This is a genomic window from Actinomycetes bacterium (assembly GCA_035506535.1).
Lineage (GTDB): Bacteria > Actinomycetota > Actinomycetes > DATJPE01 > DATJPE01 > DATJPE01.
Genome location: DATJPE010000102.1, coordinates 25,546 through 38,295, shown reverse-complemented (window position 1 = coordinate 38,295; position 12,750 = coordinate 25,546). Strand labels below are relative to the sequence as shown.

The 12,750-nt window shown below is 73.4% G+C and carries 15 protein-coding genes; 9 read left to right on the top strand and 6 right to left on the bottom strand.

The annotated features are described in order from the left end of the window. Positions 1–41: 41 nt before the first annotated feature. On the bottom strand, positions 42–953 hold the full coding sequence (locus VMI11_16140; GenBank protein ID HTY73931.1) for a PAC2 family protein: 912 nt from the start codon (positions 951–953) through the stop codon (positions 42–44). Positions 954–1,017: 64 nt separating this feature from the next. On the opposite strand from VMI11_16140, the gene VMI11_16135 reads away from it, so the two are divergent. The 5 genes from VMI11_16135 to VMI11_16115 all read left to right on the top strand — a co-directional run bounded on the left by VMI11_16135 (position 1,018) and on the right by VMI11_16115 (position 5,560). Next, positions 1,018–1,866, top strand: coding sequence for a maleylpyruvate isomerase family mycothiol-dependent enzyme (locus tag VMI11_16135; protein ID HTY73930.1), 849 nt, complete (start codon positions 1,018–1,020; stop codon positions 1,864–1,866). Positions 1,867–1,978: 112 nt separating this feature from the next. Further along, positions 1,979–2,431, top strand: a complete 453-nt coding sequence (locus VMI11_16130) for a hypothetical protein (GenBank protein HTY73929.1) — start codon at positions 1,979–1,981, stop codon at positions 2,429–2,431. Positions 2,432–2,670: 239 nt separating this feature from the next. After that, positions 2,671–4,290: an MFS transporter gene (locus tag VMI11_16125; GenBank protein ID HTY73928.1), complete on the top strand. Its 1,620-nt coding sequence runs from the start codon at positions 2,671–2,673 to the stop codon at positions 4,288–4,290. After that, the gene (locus VMI11_16120; GenBank protein HTY73927.1) at positions 4,287–4,736 is read left to right on the top strand and encodes a MarR family transcriptional regulator; all 450 of its coding nucleotides are present in this window, start codon (positions 4,287–4,289) and stop codon (positions 4,734–4,736) included. The genes VMI11_16125 and VMI11_16120 overlap by 4 nt, the downstream gene beginning before the upstream one ends. 35 nt (positions 4,737–4,771) lie before the next feature. After that, positions 4,772–5,560, top strand: a complete 789-nt coding sequence (locus VMI11_16115; protein HTY73926.1) for an SIMPL domain-containing protein — start codon at positions 4,772–4,774, stop codon at positions 5,558–5,560. A 75-nt stretch (positions 5,561–5,635) separates the two neighbouring features. Here the strand turns inward: VMI11_16115 and VMI11_16110 are convergent, their stop codons facing one another. The 3 genes from VMI11_16110 to VMI11_16100 are packed head-to-tail and all read right to left on the bottom strand — an operon-like array spanning position 5,636 to position 8,324. Further along, complete coding sequence (locus VMI11_16110; GenBank protein HTY73925.1) at positions 5,636–6,586, bottom strand: aldo/keto reductase; 951 nt, start codon at positions 6,584–6,586, stop codon at positions 5,636–5,638. A 35-nt stretch (positions 6,587–6,621) separates the two neighbouring features. After that, entirely contained in the window at positions 6,622–7,308 is a 687-nt protein-coding gene (locus VMI11_16105) for a M15 family metallopeptidase (protein HTY73924.1), read from the bottom strand. After that, positions 7,305–8,324, bottom strand: coding sequence for a Gfo/Idh/MocA family oxidoreductase (locus VMI11_16100; protein HTY73923.1), 1,020 nt, complete (start codon positions 8,322–8,324; stop codon positions 7,305–7,307). The genes VMI11_16105 and VMI11_16100 overlap by 4 nt, the downstream gene beginning before the upstream one ends. A 51-nt stretch (positions 8,325–8,375) precedes the next feature. Between VMI11_16100 and VMI11_16095 the strand changes: the two genes are divergently transcribed. Genes VMI11_16095 through VMI11_16085 form a run of 3 tightly spaced genes read left to right on the top strand, consistent with a single transcriptional unit; the run spans position 8,376 to position 10,396 of the window. Further along, positions 8,376–9,092, top strand: a complete 717-nt coding sequence (locus VMI11_16095; protein HTY73922.1) for an NRDE family protein — start codon at positions 8,376–8,378, stop codon at positions 9,090–9,092. A 39-nt stretch (positions 9,093–9,131) separates the two neighbouring features. Next, positions 9,132–9,878: an SDR family NAD(P)-dependent oxidoreductase gene (locus tag VMI11_16090; protein HTY73921.1), complete on the top strand. Its 747-nt coding sequence runs from the start codon at positions 9,132–9,134 to the stop codon at positions 9,876–9,878. Further along, a complete protein-coding gene (locus tag VMI11_16085) occupies positions 9,875–10,396 on the top strand; it encodes a hypothetical protein (protein ID HTY73920.1) in 522 nt (173 codons plus the stop codon). Before VMI11_16090 ends, VMI11_16085 begins: the two co-directional genes overlap by 4 nt. Positions 10,397–10,403: 7 nt before the next feature. Here the strand turns inward: VMI11_16085 and VMI11_16080 are convergent, their stop codons facing one another. Next, on the bottom strand, positions 10,404–10,679 hold the full coding sequence (locus tag VMI11_16080; protein HTY73919.1) for a DUF2277 family protein: 276 nt from the start codon (positions 10,677–10,679) through the stop codon (positions 10,404–10,406). 51 nt (positions 10,680–10,730) lie between these two features. Here VMI11_16080 and VMI11_16075 point away from each other — a divergent pair, with 51 nt between their 5' ends. Then, positions 10,731–12,101 carry a serine hydrolase domain-containing protein gene (locus tag VMI11_16075; protein HTY73918.1) on the top strand — a complete coding sequence of 457 codons (1,371 nt, stop codon included), beginning with the start codon at positions 10,731–10,733 and terminating at the stop codon, positions 12,099–12,101. Here the strand turns inward: VMI11_16075 and VMI11_16070 are convergent. Continuing rightward, on the bottom strand, positions 12,086–12,736 hold the full coding sequence (locus VMI11_16070; protein HTY73917.1) for a DUF998 domain-containing protein: 651 nt from the start codon (positions 12,734–12,736) through the stop codon (positions 12,086–12,088). The two genes, VMI11_16075 and VMI11_16070, sit on opposite strands and share 16 nt — an antisense overlap. Positions 12,737–12,750: the final 14 nt, after the last annotated feature.

The following is a 12,750-nucleotide window of genomic DNA, read 5'->3' as shown; positions in this document are numbered from 1 at the left end:
CCGCCCAACGCCGAACAGCTCGTCCGCGAGGCGGGACGAGGTCAGGCGAGCGGTGGGTCCTCGCCGCGGCGGGAGGCGAGGTAGCGCTCGAGCTCCGCGCCGAGCTCGTCGGCGGTCGGGAGCTGCCCCGCGTCGGCCATGCCGAAGGACTGCTCGGCCAGGAACGAGTCGTACTGGGCCTCCACAGCTCGCACGACCTCGGCCACCTCGGGGGAGGCGGCGACCTGGGCGGCGATGTCCGCCTCGGTACGCGCTGCCGCCTCCCGTAGGTCCGACGTCGGCACGACCAGCCCGCTGGCCCGGGAGACGGCGTCGAGGAGGGCGACGGCGGCGGCCGGGTACTCCAGCTGCGCCACGTAGTGCGGTACGTGCACCGCGAAGCCCACCGCGTCGTGGCCGGCCTGCCCCAGGCGGTACTCCAGGAGGTTGCCCACGGCGCCGGGGACCAGCACCGTGCGCAGCCACGGCGTGTGCTCGCCGAGCAGGTCCTGCCGCGTCCCGTGCGCGGTCAGGCCGATCGGGCGCGTGTGGGGGACCGCCATCGGGATCGCGTTGAGGCCGACGGTCAGCCGTACTCCGAAGCGCTCGACGATGCCGCGCACCGCCGCGATGAACCGCTCCCACTGATAGTCCGGTTCCGGGCCCTGCAGCAGCAGGTACGGCGTGCCCGCGGCGTCGGTCAGCCGCAGGACGACGAGCTCCGGGGCGTCGTAGGCGGTCCAGTGGTCGGTCTCGAAGGTCATGACCGGACGGCGCGCGCGGTAGTCGAGCAGCTGGTCGACGTCGAAGCGGGCGACCACGCTGACCTGGGCCGAACCCGCGACCAGCTGCTGGCGCGCCAGCCGGCGCCCGGACCCCGCGTCGATGAACCCGTCGAGGGCCTGGACGAGCACTGGCGAGCCGAGCGCCGGCAGGTCCGGCTCGACGGCGACCAGGCTCTGCGGGTCGAGCACCATCCCATCCTCCCACTCCGGTGCCCGTACCCCGACGGGCGAGGACGGTGCAGACTCGACAGCCATGAGCGAGACGTCCACGGCCGGTACGTCTGACAGCGGCGACGCGCCCCGGCGGTATTCCCTCACCCAGCGGCGCTACCTGGACCTCGTCGAGGTCGACGCGGCGCTGATGGCCGACACCGCATCGGTCATCGACCTCGACCTTGCGGTGCCGACCTGCCCGGGCTGGACCGTGCGGGACGCGCTGCTGCACACGGCCGAGGTGTACCAGCACAAGATCACCTGCGTGCGGCTGGGCAAGGCTCCCGAACCGGACTGGCCACCGATCGGGTGGCCCGCTCCCGGTGACGTGGCCGACCCGGTGGCAACGCTGCGGCGGTGGGCCGGTGAGCTGCTGACCGAGCTGGGCGCGCACCCCGAGGACGCCCACGCGCCGACCTGGTGGCCGCCGGACCAGACCGTGGGCTTCTGGTGCCGGCGGATGGCGCACGAGACCGCCGTGCACCGGGTCGACGTGCAGAGCGCCGCCGGCTGGGCGTCGCCGGTCGACCCCGAGCTCGCCCTCGACGGCATCGACGAGCTGCTCGGGATCAACCTGTCCTGGGACTGGAGCGATGCCTCGGAGGAGGACTGGGCGGGCGTGGACCCGCAGGCCGGGGTTGGCCTCCCGCTCGACCTGGTGGTGGGCGAGCGGCGCTGGCGGGTGGAGCTCACGCCGACCGGCGCGACCGTGGCGGGCCTGGCCGGCGAAGCCTTCGACGGGCCGGTCGCCGCGGCCACGATCGCGGGCGCCGGCTCCGACGTGCTGCTCTGGGGCTGGGGCCGCCTGCCCGACTCCGCGGTCACGATCGGCGGGGACGCGGCACTGGTCGCCGCCGTGAAGGACCGGCTGCGCCTGAGCACCCAGTAGGCCTGAGCACCCAGGAGGCGTGAGCGCGCAGGAGACCTGAGCATCCAAGAGGTATCACCCGGACGGGGAACCGCTCTGTGCACAGCCGCCCTCGATCCGCAGGAGACCCGCGATGTCCACCGCCACCGTGCTCGCCGGCGCGACCCGCCGCACCTGGACGCGGCTGACCGCCGGTCCGGGCACCGCCTCGGCCGACCAGCCCAGCGCCGCCCTGTCCCTGCGCTGGTCGGTCGCCCCCTGTTCGGGTCTCGCCCTCGTCCTCGTGCGGGTCCGGGCGGGCCGCTCGCCCGGGCAGTGGAGTGCGTCGAGACCGGCGGAGACCAGCGGACCCGATGCCGCCGTGGCCGTCCTGCGGCTGCCGGTCGAGGTGTGGGCGGCGCCGGCCGTGGTGGACTTCCGCGCCGAGCTCGTCGACGCCGGCGGCCGCACGTATCGGCTGTCCGCTGCCGAGCCGGTGTTCTGGAACGGCACCGACACCTCCGTCCGGCTGCGGATCGGCGCGGTCGTCCTCGGCGGCCGCGTCACGCCGTGCGTCGAGGAGGTCGACGTCCGCTTCACCCGGTAGTGCGTTTCACCCGGTAGTGCGTTGCACCCGGTTGTTCGTCTCGCCGGCGGTCCGTCTCGCCGGATGTGCGCCTCGCCCGTAGTTCGTTTGCGTAGAACAACTATCTGCGGCATCCTGTGCCGGTGACCGAGACCGAGATCCTCGCCCCCCAGCCGGAGGAGAGCGAGCGCGAGATCGGGCTCTTCGACTCCTCGCACCCGCACTACAAGTGGGTGGCGCTGTCGAACACCACCCTCGGCATGCTCATCGTCACGATCAACTCCTCGATCGTGCTGATCAGCCTCCCCGCCATCTTCCGGGGCATCGGCCTGGACCCGCTGGCGCCTGGCAACGTCGGGTACCTGCTCTGGATGATCATGGGCTTCCTGCTGGTGAGCGCGGTCCTCGTCGTCTCCTTCGGCCGCCTCGGGGACCTGTACGGGCGCGTGCGCACGTACAACCTCGGCTTCGTCGTCTTCGCCCTGGCCTCGATCGCGCTGTCCTTCGACCCGTGGCACGCCGGGTCGGGCGCGATGTGGCTGATCCTGTGGCGGGTCGTGCAGGCGGTGGGTGCGGCGATGCTGTTCGCTAACTCGACGGCGATCCTCACCGACGCCTTCCCCGCCGACCAGCGCGGGCTGGCCATGGGCGTCAACCAGGTGGCGGCCATCGCCGGGTCCTTCCTCGGACTGGTCGTCGGCGGGGTGCTCGCGGCCTGGGACTGGCGGGCGGTGTTCTGGGTCAGCGTCCCGGTGGGCGTGGTGGGCACCATCTGGTCCTACTACTCCCTGCACGACAACGGGGTACGCCGTCCCGGCCGCCTCGACGTACCCGGCAACGTGCTCTTCGCGGTGGGACTGGGGGTGTTCCTCTCCGCGCTGACGTACGGCATCCAGCCCTACGGCGGGCACCCGATGGGGTGGACCAACCCCTGGGTGCTCGCCGGGCTGCTCGGCGGCGCCGCCCTGCTTGTCGCGTTCTGCGTCGTCGAGACGCGGGTGGCCGACCCGATGTTCCACATGGACCTGTTCCGCATCCGCGCGTTCAGCCTCGGCAACCTCGCCGGCTTCCTGGCCGCGACGGGCCGCGGCGGGCTGCAGTTCATGCTCATCATCTGGCTGCAAGGCATCTGGCTGCCGCTGCACGGCTACGACTACGCAAGGACGCCCCTGTGGGCGGGCATCTACCTCCTGCCGCTCACCGTCGGCTTCCTCGTCGCCGGGCCGGTCTCGGGATGGCTCTCCGACCGGGTGGGCGCGCGGCCGTTCACGGTGGGCGGGCTGCTGGTCGTGGCGGCCTCGTTCGTCGGCCTGGTGCTGATCCCGACCGACTTCAGCTATCCGGTGTTCGCGTTCCTGGTGGCGCTGTGCGGCGTCGGCTCGGGCCTGTTCTCCTCGCCGAACGCGACGACGGTGATGAACAGCGTGCCGGCCGCCCAGCGCGGGTCCGCCGCCGGCATGCGGGGCACCTTCTTCAACAGCGGCTCGGCGGTCTCGATCGGGCTGTTCTTCTCGCTGATGGTGATCGGGATCGCGTCGTCGTTGCCGACGGCGCTGACCGACGGGCTGCGCGCGCAGGGCATCGACGCCGCGACCGCGGAGCAGGTCGGCCACCTGCCGCCGGTCGGCAGCCTGTTCGCCACGTTCCTCGGCTACAACCCGCTCGGCACCCTGCTCGGCCCGTCGGGAGCGCTGGACCGGGTCAGCGACGCGCAGCGCGCCACGCTCACGGGCACGGAGTACTTCCCGCACCTCATCGCCGGCCCGTTCCATGACGGACTGGTCGTCGTCTTCGGCGTCGCAGCCGCCATGATGGTCATCGGAGCGGTGGCGTCGGCGTTCGCCGGCGACCGCTACGTCCACGAGGAGGTGGCGCGGTGACGCCGACGAGCGAGCAGGCTCGCCCCGCCGCCGAGGTCGCCGCCGCTGAGCGGCTCTACCAGGCGGTCAGCCGTCTGGTTCGGTGGAGCCGTCGGGCCGTCGTGGCTCCGGTCGGGCCCGGCACGATGTCGGCCCTGGCCACCGTCGTCGACGTCGGGCCCATCCGGCTCGGCGACCTCGCGGCGCGGGAGGGCGTGACCCCGGCGACGCTGTCGCGGATCGTCGCCGGCCTTGAGGAGGGCGGCCTCATCAGTCGCAGCGTCGACCCGGCGGACCGGCGCTCGTCCTTCGCCGAGGCCACCGAGGACGGTCGCCGGCTGGTCGACCAGGTCCGGCGGATGCGTGCCTCGGCCCTGCTGGAGCGCTTCGACCGCCTCGAGCCCGAGGCCCGCGCGAAGCTCGTCGAGGCGCTGGAGGCGTTCGAGGCGCTCGTCGAGGACGTCTGAGGGAACCGTGCCCCGGTCGGCGGCGTCCGAGCGGCATGACGCTCACTCGCACCGGCCGCCGGGTCCTGCTCGGCGCGGCCCTCGTCATCGCGCTCGTCGTCGCGTACGTGCTCGGCACGTCGCGCACCTCCGGGACGGCGTACGCCACCGGCCCTGCCGCTCTCGCGACCCCGTCCGCCTCCGACCGTTCCGACCTCGTGACGGTCAGCGCCACGGGCACGGCCACCGGCACACCCGACACGTTGCGCACGTCGTTCTCGGTCCAGGTCACGGCCGCTTCGGTCGGAGGGGCCGTCGACGGAGCGAACACCGACATGGCCAAGGTGCAGGCGTCCCTGCGTGCCCACGGTGTCGCCGCCAAGGACCTGCAGACCAGCGACGTCTCGCTGTACTCCGAGCAGGTCCGTCTCGTCGCCCACGGGCCGCTGGTGCGCCGCTATGTGATGAGCGAGAGCGTCACCGCGGTGCTGCGCTCCATCGCCAAGGCCAGCGACACGATCGGTGCCGCGGTGAAGGCCGGCGGCTCCGCCGTGTCCCTCGACGACGTCTCCCTCGACCTCGGCGACGACAGCTCGCTGGTCACCGCGGCGCGGACCAACGCCTTCGACGCGGCGAAGACGAAGGCGGACCAGTACGCCCACCTGGCCGGTCGCAGCCTCGGCCCGGTCGTGACCATCACGGAGACGGTGGGCTCCGAGCCCCGGCCGGTCTACGACGGCACGTTCCCCGCCGCCTCGGCCGCGGCGTCGGCGACGTCGCTGCCCATTGCGACCGGTTCCCAGGACGTGACGGTCACCGTGACGGTCGCCTTCACCCTGCAGTGACGCGGTCCTGGCGAGGTGTCAGGCGTTTCGGGCGTCCCCACGCGGAAACGTCTGACACCTCGAGAGCGGGCGGAACTAGGTCCGGGTCGTGAGCTCGTCCAGGGTCGCGAGGTCGCTGGGGTCGGGCTCCCACTCGGCCGCCCGGGCGTTGGCCCGCACCTGCTCGGGGGTCATCGCCCCGACGATCGCGGAGGCGACCCCGGGCTGGGCCACGAGCCCGCCGATCGCGACGTCGATCAGGCCGAGGCCGCGCTTGTCCGCGAAGTCCTGCAGCGCCTCGATGACGTCCCAGGGCGCCTCGGCCAGCCGACCCACGAAGCGGTCCCTTGCCAGCCGGCTGCCCTGGGGCGGCTCCTCGCCACGCCGGTACTTGCCGGACAGCAGGCCGCTCTCCAGCGGATAGAAGGGGATGATCCCGATGCCGTACTCCTCGCAGGCCGGTACGAGCTCCGCCTCGATGCCGCGCTCGAGCAGCGAGTAGCGGTTCTGGGCGCTGACGAAGCGCGTCACCCCGTCGACCCGCGAGACCCACTCGGCCTCGACCACCTGCCAGGCGGCGAAGTTCGAGCTCCCGACGTAGCGGACCTTGCCGTCGTGGACCAGGTCGTCGAGCGCGCCGAGGGTCTCCTCGATCGGGGTCGCCGGGTCCGGCTCGTGCATCTGCAGGAGGTCGACGTGGTCCGTACGCAGCCTCCGCAACGACGCCTCCACGGCGCGCAGCACGTACCGCCGCGCCCCCCTCGCCCCGAAGTCGGGGCCGTTCGCGCCCTCCATGTCCATGCCGAACTTCGTGGCGAGGACGACCTCGTCGCGGTGGGCCCGCAGCGCCTTGCCGAGCTCCTCCTCCGAGGCGCCGTGCGGGACCCCGTAGATGTCGGCGGTGTCGAACAGCGTGATGCCGCAGTCCAGCGCCGCGCCCACGACGCCGGCCGTCGCCGCCCGGTCCAGGCGGCCGCCGAGGTTGTTGCAGCCCAGCCCGACGACCGACACGGTCAGTCCCGAGTGCCCCAGCCGCCGGTAGTGCATCCCGCTCCTCCGCTCGTCCTCGAGACCGCTCGACGTCAGTGTCGCGGTGGCCGCGAAGGGTAGCCGGTGTCGAAGTGCTGGAGATCGGGGCTGCTGCCCCGACCTCGCCAGATCCAGCCCCGTGCCGAGAACACGTCCACCACGGTGGCCGTGACGACCCCCCGGCCGTGCCGCAGGTGCCCGTACTTCCGGTCCGGACGGAAGCAGCCGCAGCGGGGGTCCACCCAGGGATTCTCCCAGGGGTTGATGTCGATCGCCCGTCCGTTGGCGTGGGGGGAGTCCCTGGCGGGCGCGTTGGCCTGAGCCGGCTTCCGGCAGTTCATCGCCGAGGTGTTGTCCGCCCGCATGCTCGCGTCGTCGTCGCCGCCGTAGGTCTCGATCGGCTGCATCCGGTGGATCGGGAAGCCGTCGTCGAAGAGCCGGGTCATGATCCGCGCGACCGACACCGCCACGTCACGGTTGACGACCAGCGCGCCGCGATGCACCTTCCCGTCGAAGCCGTGGTAGTCGACCTCGACGCGCCGAAACGTGGTACGCCTTCCCGGGCAGCCGGGCCGCCACGTCCCCGTCCGGCGGATGAGTGACCACTCGGTGGGCCCGACCTTGCGGATGACGGCGTGCGCGGTCGGCGTACGGGCGGCCGCGGTCGTCACGGCGTCGGCCGGCGAGGCGAGGAGACCGAGCAGGGCCGCCGCCGCGAGCGCGGAGAAGACCAGCCTCATCCGGCCTGCTCAGCCGCGCTGCGCAGGATCCGAAGCGTCGCCACGACGTCGTCCAGGGCCACCGGGGCCGGCGCCTCGCCGCGCACCCAGGCCGGCACCCCGCGATAGAACGCCGGCCAGTCGCCGCCGGTCACGTCGACCGAGGACTCGGCGAGGTCGTCGCCGTCGGCGGCGGCGAGCAGGCGGGCGTGCCGGGGCGGTACGTCGTACGGGCTTCGCCCCGCGCGCAGCGCGTCCTCCTGGCCGTCCAGCCCCTCGCTGACCCAGGCGCCCGCGGTGCCGAGGACCCGGAAGCGCGGTCCCTGCTCGGCGGCCACCGAGGACATCCACAGGTGCGAGACGGCTCCCGACTCATGGCGCAGCGCGACGAAGGCGTCGTCGTCCACCGCGGCCCACGGCCGGACACGGCGCACCTCCGCACGGACCTCGGCGACCGGCCCGAGCAGGAGCAGGGCCTGGTCGGCGAGGTGGCTGCCCAGGTCGTAGAGCAGGCCCCCCAGGTCCTCGGGGTCACCGGACTCCCGCCAGTACCCCTTGGGCTCCACCCGCCAGCGCTCGAAGCGCGACTCGAAGCGGTGCACGGTGCCGATCCGGCCGGCCTCCACCGCCGCGCGCAGCGCGAGGAAGTCGCCGTCCCAGCGCCGGTTCTGGAACACCGTCAGGCGTCCGGCCGCCTCGCGCTGCAGGGCAGCGGCCTCCTCAGGCGTGCGGCACAGCGGCTTGTCGACGACCACCGGCAGGCCGGCCGCCAGGGCGGCTCGGGCGAGGGTGACGTGTGTGCGGTTCGCCGACGCGACGACGACGAGGTCGTGCTCGCCGGCGCGGGCCCACACGGCGCCGGGGTCGGCCACGACGGCGACGTCCGGGTCGTCCTCGCGCGCCGCGGCGGACCGACCGGCGTCGCGGGTGACCACCGTGGTGACGCGTAGGCCGTCCACGAGCCGGATCAGCGGCGCGTGGAAGTACCGGCCGGCCAGCCCATAACCGAACAGCGCGACCCTGACCTCCTCGCTCACCCCAGCCTCCCGTCGTCGGTGCGGCCATCATCGCGCCTAGCCTGTCCTGCCGTGTGCACCGTGCTGCTCCGCTTCGACCCCCGGGCGGCGTGGCCGGTCCTGCTGGCCGCCGTACGCGACGAGTTCCTCGGCCGGCCGTGGGACCCGCCGGGGCCGTACTGGCCGGGGCTGGTGGGCGGTCGGGATCGCGTCGCGGGAGGGACCTGGCTGGCCGTGTCCCGGGAGACACCGGTCGCGGCGGGCCTGCTCAACGGCCCGCGGCTGCCCGAGCGCGAGGACCGGCCGTCGCGAGGCGGCCTCGTGGTCGACCTGCTGTCCGGCCGTGGCGTGCCGTCCGACGTTTCCGCCTACGACTCCTTCCACCTGCTGCGCGTGGGTCTCGCCGACGCCGAGGTCTGGAGCTGGGACGGCGACGCGCTCACCCACCGAGGCCTGCCGGCGGGCGACCACGTGCTCGTCAACGCCGGGGTCGACGTCGACTCACCGGTGGTCCGGACGGGCCGCGCGCTGCTCGCGGCAACGCCCTCGCCCGACGAGGGCTCGCTCCTGCGGGGCACCACGAGCGAGGCATGGGGCGCCTGGACGGCGGCCCTGGAGGGTGAGCCGAGCGCTGCCGACGGCGATCTGCTGGTGCGCCGCGAGTTCGACGGGAGGACGTACGGCTCCTCCTCGGTGACCCTGCTCGCGCTCGGGGCGGACGGCACCCGCTACGACTTCTCCCGCGTGCCCGCTCGCGCCGGGACCTGGCGCCGGGTCCTCCCGGGCTGACAGGCCCGCTGCCTATGCTCGGGGCCGAGGAGGTTCGCCATGCCAGGTCCGTTGGAGGGCAAGGTCGCGTTCGTCACCGGCGCGTCCTCGGGGATCGGCCGGGCCACCGCGGTCGCGCTGGCCGAGGCGGGCGCGTCCGTGGCCGTGGCGGCGCGCCGCGTCGACCGGCTCGCCGAGCTCGAGGCCGACCTCGCCGGGCGTGGGGTGAAGGCGCTGGCGCTCGAGCTGGACGTCACCGACGAGGACGCCGTACGCGCCGCCGTCGCCGACACCGTCGAGACCTTCGGCCGTCTCGACGTGGTCGTGAACAACGCCGGCGTCATGCTGCTGGGCCAGATCGTCGGCGCGGACACCGAGGACTGGCGCCGGATGGTCAACACCAACGTCCTCGGGCTCATGTACGTCACCCACGCGGCACTGCCGCACCTGCTGGAGAGCCGGGGATCGCTGATCCAGCTCTCGTCGGTCGCCGGGCGTATCGCGCGGACCGGCAACGGCGCCTACAGCGCCTCGAAGTGGGCGGTCAACGCCTTCAGCGAGGCGCTTCGCCAGGAGGTCACCAAGCAGGGCGTACGCGTCGTGCTCATCGAGCCGGGCATGGTGGACACCGAGCTGCGCGAGCACGTCACGCAACCGGCGGCGAAGGAGGGCATCCGGGCCCGGGCCGCGAGCATCCGCCAGCTGCAGGCCGAGGACATCGCGCACGCCATCCTCTACGCCGTCACCGCGCCCGACCACGTCGCGGTGAACGAGGTCCTGATCCGCCCGACGGACCAGGACTGGTGAGCGACGCCGTGGCCGCGGACACTCCTGGCGCGAGCGAGGCGCCCGACGACGCCGCTCTCCATCGGCGCTTCGGCATGCAGTTCAACAACGAGGTCTGGACCCTCATCGACGCGGGGCTCTCGCCGGAGAGCCCGCGCGAGCAGCGCGACCGGGCGCTGTCCGGCGCCTACGCGTCGCTGCGGCACTGGATGGAGGTCGGCAATGCCGCCAACCAGGCCCGGGGCGAGCACCTCGTGGCGCGGGCCGCTCTCGCGGTCGGCCTGCCCGAGCTGTCACTGCACCACGCCCGCCGATGCCTTGAGATCGTCGAGGCCGAGCCAGGACAGATGGAGGAGTGGGACCCGCCGTTCGCTCACGAGGCGCTCGCCCGCGCGCTCGCGGCCACCGGCGACCCACAGGGCGGGTCCGAGCACCGCGCTCGCGCGGTCGAGCTCACCGCCGCACTCGCGGACGCCGAGGATCGCGAGATCCTCGAGGTCGAGCTGGCGCGCGAGCCCTGGTACGGCCTGCGCGGCTGAGGCGTCGTCAGCTCCCGGCTCGCGCCTCCATGCGGGCCCGGACCTCCGGGCGGCGCAGCGGCGGCACCGTCGCCGGTGGCTGCCGGCGGGCCGGCAGCCGGTCGAGCAGGTCGGTCGTGGCGGCGGCCACTGCCGCGACGGCCGCGTCGAACGCGTCCTGGACGGCCGGGTTCGGCCGGGTCAGGCCGCTGACCTTGCGGACGTACTGCCTCGCCGCGGCCTCGACCTCCTCGGCGGTCGCGGGAGGCTCCAGACCACGCAGCTCGGTGATGTTTCGGCACATGCCACCGAGGTTAGGCGAGGTCTGGCCGAGCGGGCGCCGCGCACGCTAGACATGGGCGTGCCCGCTCCCCAGCTGCGACCCCAGGCCGTCCGCGACGCGACGGCGTACGCCGGCTCCTGGCTCGCCTACCGCCAGACCTACCTGCGCATCCCCGGCGTGCAGGCCGCGGTGCGCCACGATGGTGAGCTCGTGCACTCCTCGGCGCACGGGCACGCCGACGTCGAGAACGACGTACCGCTGACGCCCGAGCACCTGTTCCGCGTCGCCTCCCACTCCAAGACCTTCACGGCCACCGCCGTCCTGCAGCTGGTGGAGGCCGGGGCGCTGCGCCTCGACGACCCGGTGAGCCGGCACCTCGACTGGCTCGAGCCGCCGGTCGGCGACGTCACGATCCGCGAGATGCTCAGCCATTCCGGCGGGGTGATCCGCGACGGCGAGGACGCGGACCACTGGCAGCTCATGCGGCCGTTCCCCGACCGGGAGACCCTGCACGAGATCGCGTCGACCCGGGCGGCGATCCGTCCCCGCAACGAGCGGTTCAAGTACTCCAACATCACCTACTCGCTGCTCGGTGAGGTCATCGAGGCGGTCACCGGACGCAGCTACCACGACTACGTCAGCACGGAGATCGTCGCCCGGCTCGGCCTGAGCCGGACCGGGCCCGAGCTCGACCCGGCGCGCTCGGGGGAGTACGTCACCGGCTACGGCACGCTCGCGACCGGACCTCAGCGCCGCCCGATCGACCCGGTGGACACGCGCGCGATGGCCGCCGCCACCGGCTTCTACAGCACGGCCGAGGACCTGTGCCGCTACCTCGAGGCGCACTGCCCCGGGGACGAGCGGCTGGTGAGCGACGCCTCCAAGCGTCTCCTCCAACATGCGTGGTGGCAGGTCGAGGGGCTCCCCACGAGCTGGTACGGCCTCGGGTTCGGCGTCGACCAGGTCGGTGAGCGACGCATGGTCGGGCACGGTGGCGGCTTCCCCGGCCAGATCACCCGCTCGCTGCTCGACCCCGACGACCGCCTGGCCGTCTCGGTGCTCACCAGCGCGGTCGACGGCCCCGCCGAGGAGCTGGCGTTCGGCGTCGTGAAGCTGATCGACCTCGCGGCGCGCCAGACCGGCGCTCCGGAGACCGACCGGTCGCGGTTCGCCGGTCGGTTCGCCGACCTCTGGGGGGTCACCGACGTGGTCTGCCTCGACGGGGCCCTGCTCATGCTCGACCCGACGGCGTCGGACCCGACCGAGGGCTGCTTCGAGCTCGCCGTCGAGGACGACGTCACCCTGCGGATCACCACCGGCCCCGGGTACGGCTCGGTGGGCGAACCCCTGCGCTACACCTTCGCCCCCGACGGGAGCGTGCTCAGTGTGCGCGGACCCAACGGCGCCACGATGTGGCCGATCGAGCGCTACGTCTCCTCCTGAGGCTCACGGCCGGCGGGGATCGAGGTCAGCCGCCACCCTGCGAAGGCCACGAACGACGCCAGCGAGGTCAGGAACAGCTTCTCCGACAGACCGTGCCAGGTCGTGTCGACGTTGCGCAGGAACCAGACCACCGACGGCAGGGCGATGCCCAGCGCGACGAGGCAGACCACGGCGAGGTCACGCAGCCCGTCGACCCCCCAGGTGGCCACAGCGCACGCGAGGCACGCCAGAAGCAGGCTGGCGAAGGCGATACCGGTGCCGATGCCGTGGGCCCACTGCTGGTGCGGGTACGCCGTGCCCGGCAGCGGCGTGCACCAGGCGGCGTTCGTGGTCGTGCAGATGGTGCGGAACACGGTGGCCTGGATCGTCCCCAGTGCCGCCAGGACCAGCAGCGCTGCGGTGGGGGCCCCGCGTCGGCCAAGAGCACGCAGACCGGCCACGGCCACCGCGACGAAGCTCGCGGCGAGGACCACCTGACCGGCCGCCATGGTGGGCCATCCGGTCGCGTTGTGCGCCGACAGGGCGCTGATCGTCTCGCGGCGGAAGTGGTAGCCGGGATGGGACCAGCCGAGCAGGATCCAGTCCAGGGTGAAGAGCACCGGTCCGGCGAGAGCGAGCGCGCGCAGCACCTTCACGGGCGGCGCCGTCG

Coding starts and splice junctions, on each gene's coding strand:
- VMI11_16105 (HTY73924.1), bottom strand. CDS start 7,308: ATGAGGCTGGTCTTCTCCGCGCTCGCGGCGGCGGCCCTGCTCGGTCTC.
- VMI11_16115 (HTY73926.1), top strand. CDS start 4,772: ATGACGCTCACTCGCACCGGCCGCCGGGTCCTGCTCGGCGCGGCCCTC.
- VMI11_16090 (HTY73921.1), top strand. CDS start 9,132: ATGCCAGGTCCGTTGGAGGGCAAGGTCGCGTTCGTCACCGGCGCGTCC.
- VMI11_16075 (HTY73918.1), top strand. CDS start 10,731: ATGGGCGTGCCCGCTCCCCAGCTGCGACCCCAGGCCGTCCGCGACGCG.
- VMI11_16080 (HTY73919.1), bottom strand. CDS start 10,679: ATGTGCCGAAACATCACCGAGCTGCGTGGTCTGGAGCCTCCCGCGACC.
- VMI11_16110 (HTY73925.1), bottom strand. CDS start 6,586: ATGCACTACCGGCGGCTGGGGCACTCGGGACTGACCGTGTCGGTCGTC.
- VMI11_16130 (HTY73929.1), top strand. CDS start 1,979: ATGTCCACCGCCACCGTGCTCGCCGGCGCGACCCGCCGCACCTGGACG.
- VMI11_16125 (HTY73928.1), top strand. CDS start 2,671: ATGCTCATCGTCACGATCAACTCCTCGATCGTGCTGATCAGCCTCCCC.
- VMI11_16135 (HTY73930.1), top strand. CDS start 1,018: ATGAGCGAGACGTCCACGGCCGGTACGTCTGACAGCGGCGACGCGCCC.